At 66.1% G+C, this 8542-nt stretch carries 9 protein-coding genes; 2 read left to right on the plus strand and 7 right to left on the minus strand.

The window, feature by feature from the left end; genetic code table 11:
• Both Q0D45_RS19230 and Q0D45_RS19235 read left to right on the plus strand, forming a co-directional pair.
• Window positions 1-810: lyase family protein (locus Q0D45_RS19230; protein WP_293396792.1), on the plus strand; the 810-nt coding region annotated here is incomplete at its 5' end.
• A 104-nt stretch (window positions 811-914) separates the two neighbouring features.
• A complete protein-coding gene (locus Q0D45_RS19235) occupies window positions 915-1331 on the plus strand; it encodes a hypothetical protein (protein ID WP_293396795.1) in 417 nt (138 codons plus the stop codon).
• A 17-nt stretch (window positions 1332-1348) separates the two neighbouring features.
• Here the strand turns inward: Q0D45_RS19235 and Q0D45_RS19240 are convergent, their stop codons facing one another.
• From Q0D45_RS19240 to Q0D45_RS19270, 7 genes are all read right to left on the minus strand, one after another.
• Window positions 1349-1798 carry a thioesterase family protein gene (locus Q0D45_RS19240; protein WP_293396798.1) on the minus strand — a complete coding sequence of 150 codons (450 nt, stop codon included), beginning with the start codon at window positions 1796-1798 and terminating at the stop codon, window positions 1349-1351.
• The gene (locus Q0D45_RS19245) at window positions 1795-1998 is read right to left on the minus strand and encodes a DUF1289 domain-containing protein (RefSeq protein WP_293396801.1); all 204 of its coding nucleotides are present in this window, start codon (window positions 1996-1998) and stop codon (window positions 1795-1797) included. Before Q0D45_RS19245 ends, Q0D45_RS19240 begins: the two co-directional genes overlap by 4 nt.
• 32 nt (window positions 1999-2030) lie before the next feature.
• The gene (locus tag Q0D45_RS19250) at window positions 2031-3257 is read right to left on the minus strand and encodes an OmpA family protein (RefSeq protein WP_293396804.1); all 1227 of its coding nucleotides are present in this window, start codon (window positions 3255-3257) and stop codon (window positions 2031-2033) included.
• Between the two features lie 65 nt (window positions 3258-3322).
• A complete protein-coding gene (locus tag Q0D45_RS19255; protein ID WP_293396807.1) occupies window positions 3323-4348 on the minus strand; it encodes a quinone-dependent dihydroorotate dehydrogenase in 1026 nt (341 codons plus the stop codon).
• A gap of 42 nt (window positions 4349-4390) precedes the next feature.
• Window positions 4391-6544, minus strand: coding sequence for an AarF/ABC1/UbiB kinase family protein (locus Q0D45_RS19260; protein ID WP_293396810.1), 2154 nt, complete (start codon window positions 6542-6544; stop codon window positions 4391-4393).
• Window positions 6541-7149, minus strand: coding sequence for a GTP cyclohydrolase II (gene ribA, locus Q0D45_RS19265; RefSeq protein ID WP_022977714.1), 609 nt, complete (start codon window positions 7147-7149; stop codon window positions 6541-6543). The genes Q0D45_RS19260 and ribA overlap by 4 nt, the downstream gene beginning before the upstream one ends.
• A 26-nt stretch (window positions 7150-7175) precedes the next feature.
• A complete protein-coding gene (locus tag Q0D45_RS19270) occupies window positions 7176-8540 on the minus strand; it encodes a 3-oxoacyl-ACP reductase (RefSeq protein WP_293396817.1) in 1365 nt (454 codons plus the stop codon).
• Window positions 8541-8542 lie beyond the last annotated feature (2 nt).

Consider the following 8542-nt stretch of genomic DNA (forward strand, 5'->3'; position numbering starts at 1 on the left):
CATCGCCTGATCATCGAGCGCAACCAGCTCGCCACGGTGGCGCTGTTCGGCAAGGCCAATGGCGCGGTCGGCAACTACAACGCGCACACCATCGCCTATCCGGAAGTCGACTGGCCGGCGCTGTCGGAAGCGCTGATCGAAGGCATGGGCCTGGTCCAGAACCCGTACACCACGCAGATCGAGAACCACGATTTCGTGGCTCGCTACTTCCATGCGCTGATGCGTGCGAACACCATCCTGATCGACTTCTCGCGTGACGTCTGGAACTACATTTCGGTCGGCTACTTCAAGCAGCGCACCGTCGAGGGCGAAGTCGGTTCGTCGACCATGCCGCACAAGGTCAATCCGATCGATTTCGAGAACGCCGAAGGCAATCTCGGCATCGCCAACGCGGTGCTCGATCATCTGACCCAGAAGCTGCCGATCTCGCGCCTGCAGCGCGACCTCACCGATTCCACCGTGCTGCGCAATCTCGGCGTCGGCGTCGCCCATTCGATCATCGCCTTCCAGGCGCTGGAAAAGGGTTTGTCGAAGCTCGATGCCGACCCAGCCAAGCTGGCCGCCGATCTCGACGACAACTGGGAAGTGCTTGGAGAGGCGATCCAGACCGTGATGCGCCGCTACGGCCTGCCCGAGCCTTACGAACAGTTGAAGAAACTGACTCGCGGCCAGCGCCTGAATGGCGCGGCGATCCGGGCCTTCGTCGAAGGCTTGGAGCTGCCGGCCGACGCCAAGGCACGGCTGCTGGCGCTGACGCCGGGCAGCTACACCGGCAATGCGGCCGAGCAGGCGCGCAGCCTGACGCCGTGATTGACGCTCTGCGACCATGTGGCTGGCGTCGCGAACCGCGCTGCCTGCCACGCGGTCTCAGCACCTGAAGCACCCACCTCATTCGTTCCAGGATGTCGACGCTCATGCTCGCCAAACGCTCGTTCCGATTGCTGCTGCTGTCCGCCGCCGTGCTGCTCGCTGCCTGCAGTTCGCCGGCCTCGCGTATCGACGACAAGAAGTCGGTCTACGAAAGCTATCCGCCCGAAGTGCAGCAGAAGCTGGCGGCTGGCCAGATCGACATCGGCTACACCCAGGAGCAGGCGCAGATCGCGCTCGGTGAACCGCGCCGCCGCTTCAATCGCACCACGGCGACCGGCAGCGAGGAAGTGTGGAGCTACAGCACGCGCACCGGCCCGTCGTTCGGCTTCGGCCTGGGCGGCGGCTCGGGCAATGTCGGCGGCGGCATCGGCCTGAGCACCTACGGCAACAATGCCGACGAAAAAATGCGCGTGGTGTTCGTCGACGGCAAGGTCACGGCGATCGAAGAGATCGTCAAATAGAGCGCTGCTGAGAGCGCCTATTCTTCCGGCGCCACCGCTTCGCGGGCACGGATCGCGGCGCGGATGTGCTCCGGCACCGGCATCGCTTTCTGGTTGACGTAGTCGAACCAGACCAGCACGCCGCGCACCGCGGCCATCACCTGATCACCGACGAACAGGCCGCTCAGCGTGTTCATGCTGCTGCGGCCGATCTTCGTCACCCGCGTGCCGACGGTGAGCTGCGCCGGGTAATGCACTTGCTGGATGAAGTCGGCCCCGATCGACGCCAGGATCAGGCCGTAGTCCTTCCACATGCGTGGATCGGCGGCCCCGAACGGTTCGAAGTAAGCGATCCGGCTCGATTCGTCGTAGGTGAAGTACTTGGCGTTGTTGACGTGGCCGAGCACGTCGACATCGCCCCAGCGCACGTCCAGCGGCAGGCGATGGCGGAAGTCATCGAGCCGGATCTCGTGCTTGTTCTGGCTCACGACAGCGCCCGCAGATTGACCTGAAGGCGAGTCATCGCGGCCAGCCGCAGCCGCGCGTTCTCGACCATCACCAGCCGGCGCGGGTTGCCGGCTTTCGACCACTCGGCGATCTCGGCGATCGACCGACCGCAGCCGATGCAGACCGACTGGGTGTCGAGCTTGCAGGTGCCGACGCAGGGCGAGGCAATGTCGTCAGTCATGCGCCATTGTTCCAGATCAGGCTGGCACCAGCTCACTCGAGCACGATGCGGAAATCGACCCGGCGGTTCAGCGCGCGGCCGGCGTCATCGTCGTTCGAGGCGATCGGCTGTTCCTGACCGTAGCCGGTCGTCGTCAGCAGATTGCCTGCCACGCCCTTGGCTATCAGGTATTCGCGCACCGCGGCAGCGCGCTGTTTGGACAGGGTCATGTTGAAGGCGGGGCTACCGACGTTGTCGGTATGACCGGCGATCTCGGCCTTGATGTTGCCCTGGCCTGACAGGGCGCGAGCGAAGCCGTCGAGCACATTGGTCGCCTGGCCGGTCAGCACTGCCGAGGCGGTTTCGAAGGTGACCGACTGCAGGCTGATGGTCTGCTCGACTGCGCAGCCCTGGCCGTCGACGGCGAGGCCGGCGGCGGTGTTCGGGCACTGGTCGCTGATGTCGAGCACGCCGTCATGGTCGGCATCGCCATTGTCGACCGCGCAGCCGACTTCGTTGACGACGGTGCCGGCGACGGTATCCGGGCACTGATCCGTGGCGTCCTGCACGCCGTCATGATCGGAATCGGCGAGGCAATCCTGACGGCCGGTGACCGGATCGACCACCGCCACGGCGCAGTCGGCTGGCGGCGGCGCAGGCTTGCGGTTATGGCCGAACGACAGCGGAATATGCAGGCCTACCAGGGCCTGGAAATCGACCAGGAAGTTCTCGTTCGCCGGCGCCGAGTCCTTGGCGTTGTACTGCACCAGACCCTTGATCTCGGTACGCAGTCCCCAGCCCCAATCCCAGGAACCGATGCGCAGCGGCAGCAGCAGGCCGGCACCGACATTCAGCGCCGGATGGAAATGGCTATCGCCGCGTACGTCTTCGAGCACGGCACCACCGCCAGTCAGCACATAGGGCTTGAAGCGCGGCAGCAAGGGTGTGGCGAACTCATACATGCCGAAGTCGCGCACGTAGTTGAGCATCAACGAGTTCAGATAGTCCTTGCGGCCATCGAGATCGCGCTTGCGCCCCACGCCGAGGAAGGACAGCTCCAGCGAGCTGTTGTCGCTGTAGGCCCAGCCCGCCGTGCCCTGGAATCCGTAACCGTTCTTCGACTCGCGCTGGCCGTCGCCGATCTCGTAGGCACCGAAGGCACCCAGGTAGAACTCCTTTTCGCCCTGCTGATCGCCAGCGGAAAGCGCCATCGCCTGCGGTGCGGCCAGAACAGCGGCGCAGCCGAGCAGCGACAGCCAAGTGCGGATTTTCGTAGTCATGCGGAAGGCTCAGTCCTGATTTTGACGGTGGCGGAGTGTAGCGAAACGAGGCGCTGCGCTTCCGCTCAGGCAGCCGGCGAAGCACGCAGCGCGCGGGCGCATTCCGGCACCAGCGCCGGACCGCGGTAGATCAGGCCGGTGTAGATCTGCACGAGATCGGCACCGGCAGCGCGCTTGGCGGCGGCATCGGCACCCGACATCACGCCACCGACGCCGATCAGGGGAAAGTCCGGACCGACCCGTTCGCGCAGCTGCGTGAGGATCGCGTTCGAGGTCTTCAGCAGCGGCGCGCCGGACAGGCCGCCGGTCTCGTGAGCATGCGGCAGGCCGGCGACGGCTTCGCGGGCGATCGTCGTGTTGGTGGCGATCAGGCCGTCGATGCCATGACGGCGCGCGGCATCGGCGATGCCGATCAGCGCTTCCTCATCGATGTCCGGCGCGATCTTGACCAGGATCGGCCGGCGCACGCCGTAGCGGGCGGTCAGCTGTTCGCGGGCATCGCCGAGCGCCGACAGCAGCGAATCGAAGCGACTGGCCTGCTGCAGTTCGCGCAGCCCCTTGGTGTTCGGCGAGGAGATGTTGACGGTGATGTAGTCGGCCACCGCATAGACCTTGTGCAAACAGGCCAGGTAGTCGAGTTCGGCCTGCTCCATCGGCGTATCGGCGTTCTTGCCGATGTTGATGCCGAGCACCGCGCGGCGGCGAATGCGGGCGGCGCGCTTGACCAGCGCATCGACGCCCTGATTGTTGAAGCCGAGGCGATTGATCAGCGCCCGTTCCGAGGGCAGCCGGAACATCCGCGGCCTGGGATTGCCGGGCTGAGGACGCGGCGTCACGGTGCCGACTTCGATGAAGCCGAAGCCCATGCGATCGAAGGCCTCGATCGCTTCGCCGTTCTTGTCGAGGCCGGCGGCGAGGCCGATCCGGTTGCGGAAATCCAGGCCCATCAGGCGGGTTGGATCGTCGACGATGCGGCCGGACAGCAGGCCACCGGAAGCGGGATGGCGTGACAGCATCGCCATGGTGAATTCGTGCGAGCGTTCGGCATCGAGCGCGAACAGCGCGCGCCGGGCCAGTCGGTAACCTTTCATCGGGGAATCAAACCTGCGGAAGCAAAGGGAAATCGTGGGGTGCTAGGTGTCTGCGCTCAGCACACCCGGCGGCGGGCCGATACGCGGACGCAGCGGCGTCATCATCGGCACCGGCACTTTCGGCAACCGCTCCGGGCTGCGCTTGAAGCGCCACGGCAGCTCGCGCAAGCCCTGGCGCAGCACGTCGCGACCGAGGGTGAACGGCAGGCGGGCGGCGACCTTGGCGAGATCGCCGAACAGCGTGCGTCGGCTATCGCCTTCGTACAGCGTGCCGTAACTGCCGACCAGGGCCATCAGCGCTCGCGACAGATGGAGGAAATCGCGACGCAGCACCAGGCCCGCCTGCTGGGTGTTGGCCATCAGCTGCAGCACGGTCTGGCCGCGACGATGCAGGCCGTCGATGCCGCCGGCGCGCAACTCGCGAATGAAGCTGCGCGGCGTCAGCGGCGTGACACCTTTCTTGCGCAAGGTGTCGTCGAGCAACTGGCGAATCTCGTGCCAGCGCATGCGGTTGTCGTCGGGGTGCGTCGAGATCTGGATCAGCGCGTCGGTGAGCAGCGCGGTGTCGGCGAGGATCGCACCGGCGAGGTAGTCCCAGACCGGCCGCCACTTGCCGTTGAGATCGACGACATTGCCCCAGTCGATCAGGTTCAGGCGGCCATCGGCACCGACCATCAGGTTGCCCGGATGGAGATCGCCATGCACTTCGCGATAGACGAAGGCGTGGTAGAGCACGGTGCAGGTCAGCTGTTCGATGACCTTGCCCTGGAACGCGCGGCGATCGCGGCGCGGCAGGCGGTTCAGCGCCCGGCCGAGGCTCAGCGCATCGCCGAGGTATTCCATTTCCAGGATCCGCCGCGAGCTGCCGTACAGCTCCGGCACCCGCCACAAATCGGTCCCGCGCAGGCTGCGCTGGTAGAAGCGCTGGTGGTTGGCGGCCTCGGCTTCGAAATCCAGTTCTTCGATGAAGCCGGCAACGAATTCGTCGACCTGCTCCTGCATCGCGCGCAGGAACGGCGCCAGCCGTGAATGCGGCGCCCAGTACTGGGTCGACATGATCGCCAGACCCAGCACCATCTTGCCGATCGCGAACTCGCGGTCGATGTTGTGGCGGCCGACCTTGATGATCACCGGCCGCAGCACTTCGCGGCCGTCCTCGTAGAACGGCTTCTTGGCCAGATACACCGAACCGATCGAGCCGGACTTCAGCGGCTTGTCGGCCTCGAAGCCGAGGTAGAACTTCTCCGGCGGCTTGCCATAGCACTCGACGAACGCGGCCCGCACTTCATCGGCAGTCATCGGTGCCACGTCTTCGTGGAACACCATCAGCTCGCGGGCGATTTCCTCGGGCAGGAAATCGGCGTTGGCAGCGGCGACCTGGGCCATCTTGACGAAGAACGGCCCGAACTCGTTGACCATCCGGGCAATGATCTGCGCCTGCGCCTTGTAGTCCTTGGGATCGGCGGCGAAGAACGGCTTGATGTAGCGCAGCGCGCGAATCTGCCGACGAACGATCGCGGCATCGGCCTTGACCTGCGCGGCGCGCTTCAGCAGCTCGTTGAGCTGCCACTGGTTGAAGCGCCGGCCAGCCTTCAGCAGGTTGACGATTTCCAGCAGCAGCGGCTCGTAGGTGCGCAACACCAGCCGCACCATGTCCAGGCTCATCTCGCCGAGGCCTTTCAGCTCGGGCGCTTCGAACAGCTCGTTGAAGAAATTCCAGAACTCGTTGATCAGCGCTTCCGGCACCGGCATCGGGCTGCGCGCCACGGCTTGCTCGACGACGAAGCGGATCAGGTCTTCCGTCGACTGCTGGTCGGGAATCAGCCGGCGGCGGCGCAGCGCCTGGGTCAGGCGGCCGGTGTGCTTGAGCAGCGGATGCACGTAAAGCGCTTCGAAGATCCGATCGATCGCCGCTTCGAGATCGTCGTGCGAGCTGTCCTGCTCGTCGGTCAGCATGGCGATCAGCGGCACGAAGCCGCGGGTCAGACGCACCGTCGAAATACCCAGCGTGGCGATCTCGCGAACCACGCCGCGCACCTGGGTGGTGATCGGCACCGATACCGGCGCCGGCGATTTTTCCGGAATCGAATCCGGTCTTGCTTCGAGGCTGGGCGCCAGCAGCGGCGCCGTTACAACCTCCGCGCCGGACGACTTGACCGGCTTGGGTGGAAGCGCTGGCGTGCCGCGCTCACTCACGACTCGCCCTTGGCTCCGATCAGATGGCCCATGCGGCTCATCTTGGTGTCGAGGTAGCCCTCGTTGTACGGGTTGCGGCCGCGTTCGATGCCGACCCGTTCGGTGACCTGAACGCCGTCCTTGACCAGGGCATCGAGCTTGGCCGGATTGTTGGTCATCAGCCGGATGCGGCACAGGCCGATGTCGCGCAGGATCGCCACGGCCAGGCTGTAGTCGCGATCATCGGCCGGAAAGCCGAGCTGATGATTGGCGTCGACGGTGTCCGCGCCCTCGTCCTGCAGCGCATAGGCGCGCACCTTGTTCGCGAGCCCGATGCCCCGGCCTTCCTGGCGCAGGTAGAGCAGCACGCCGCGGCCGTCGGCAGCGATCTTTTCGAGCGCCGCGCGCAGCTGGAAGCCGCAGTCGCAGCGCAGCGAGAACAGCGCATCGCCGGTCAGACATTCGGAATGCACGCGCACCAGCGGCGCCGGACCGTCGGTGGCAGTGAGATCACCGAGCGTCAACGCCAGATGTTCCTTGCCATCGGCAGAGCGATAGGCGCGCATCGTGAACACGGCGAACGGAGTCGGCAGCTTCGCCGTGGCGATCAGCTTCGGTTGCGGCATGGTGGATTCAGGTAGAGGAACGAGCGTCAGGCGCCAACGAAATTCTGGCCGCAGACGCGCAGCGTACGACCATTGACGGCCGCTGCCATCGGGCTGGCCAGAAAAGTCACCGCTTCGGCGATGTCGATCGGCAGTCCGCCCTGCCCCAGCGAGGCCAGACGGCGGCCGACTTCGCGTGGGCCGGTCGGCATCTGGGCGGTCATTGCGGTCTCGATGAAACCCGGCGCCACGGCGTTGATCGCCCCGCCCCGGCTGGCCATCTGCGCGGCCATCGCTTCGACGTAACCCATGACGCCGGCCTTGGTCGCGCCGTAGTTGGTCTGGCCGGCATTGCCGGCGATACCGCCGATCGACGAGATGCAGACCATCCGCGCGCCGTCGTTCAGGCCCTGCTTCAACAGCGCTTCATTGATGCGCAGGATCGCCGCGAAATTGACGTCGATGACCATGTCCCAGAGATGCGGAGCCATGTTCTTGAGCATCTTGTCGCGGGTGATGCCGGCGTTGTGGATGACGATGTCGACACCGCCGAAGCGCGTCGTCACTTCCTCGGCAATGCGCTGCGGCGCATCGGCGGCAGTGATGTCCAGCGCCAAGCCGTAGCCATCGAACTTCGACAGGGTTTCGCCCAGGGCACCTTCTTCCTGCGGCCGGTCGATGCCGACCACCTTGGCGCCTTCGCGAGCCAGGGTTGCGGCGATTGCAGCGCCGATGCCGCGCGCCGCGCCGGTGACGATCGCCACCTTGCCGGCCAGGGGCTGCTGGAATTGGTGACCGATCTCAGCCGGCGGCGCGCTCAGCGGCAGCGTCTGGCCGGTGATGTAGGCGGAGTGCGGGCTGAGGAAGAAGCGCAGCGGCCCCGCCAGCGCCTGGTCGGCGCCGGGAGCGACTTCGAGCAGGTTGGCGGTGGCGCCCTTCTTGCCGATTTCCTTGGCGAACGAGCGGACGAAGCCGCGCAATCCCTGCAAGGCGGCCTGGGCGGCCGGTGTCGCGGCGGCGGTCGGCGCGCGGCTCAGGATCAGCACCCGGCCGTTGGCCGGAATGCGGCCGACGCGCGGTTGCATGAAGTCATACAGCTCGCGCAGACGTGCCGGGCCGTCGACGCCGCTGGCATCGAACACGAAAGCGAAAGCAGCCGCGGCGCGGTCCTCGGGATTCGGCTCGGTCTTCAGCGCCACAGCGGTCTCGGCAGCCGCTGCTTTCAGCCGCGCGAGGCCGACATGTCCGGGGGCGATCTGCACGGTGGCGCCGGCTTCGTTCAACGCGGTGAGCAGCGACGCGGCGAGATCGCCGGCAGTGGTGCCACCCAGCATCACCGCCTGGCCGCCAAACGGACGGGTGGCGTAGGCCGCATCGGCCCGCTTCAGGCGTGGCGGGCTGGGCAGACCCAGCA

The organism is Nevskia sp. (genome assembly GCF_023266035.1).
Taxonomy (GTDB): Bacteria; Pseudomonadota; Gammaproteobacteria; order Nevskiales; family Nevskiaceae; genus Nevskia.

What these genes read in the sequence shown, in the direction of transcription:
- Q0D45_RS19235 (WP_293396795.1), top strand. Translation starts at nt 915, where the DNA reads ATGCTCGCCAAACGCTCGTTCCGATTGCTGCTGCTGTCCGCCGCCGTG.
- Q0D45_RS19255 (WP_293396807.1), bottom strand. Translation starts at nt 4,348, where the DNA reads ATGAAAGGTTACCGACTGGCCCGGCGCGCGCTGTTCGCGCTCGATGCC.
- Q0D45_RS19245 (WP_293396801.1), bottom strand. Translation starts at nt 1,998, where the DNA reads ATGACTGACGACATTGCCTCGCCCTGCGTCGGCACCTGCAAGCTCGAC.
- Q0D45_RS19250 (WP_293396804.1), bottom strand. Translation starts at nt 3,257, where the DNA reads ATGACTACGAAAATCCGCACTTGGCTGTCGCTGCTCGGCTGCGCCGCT.
- ribA (WP_022977714.1), bottom strand. Translation starts at nt 7,149, where the DNA reads ATGCCGCAACCGAAGCTGATCGCCACGGCGAAGCTGCCGACTCCGTTC.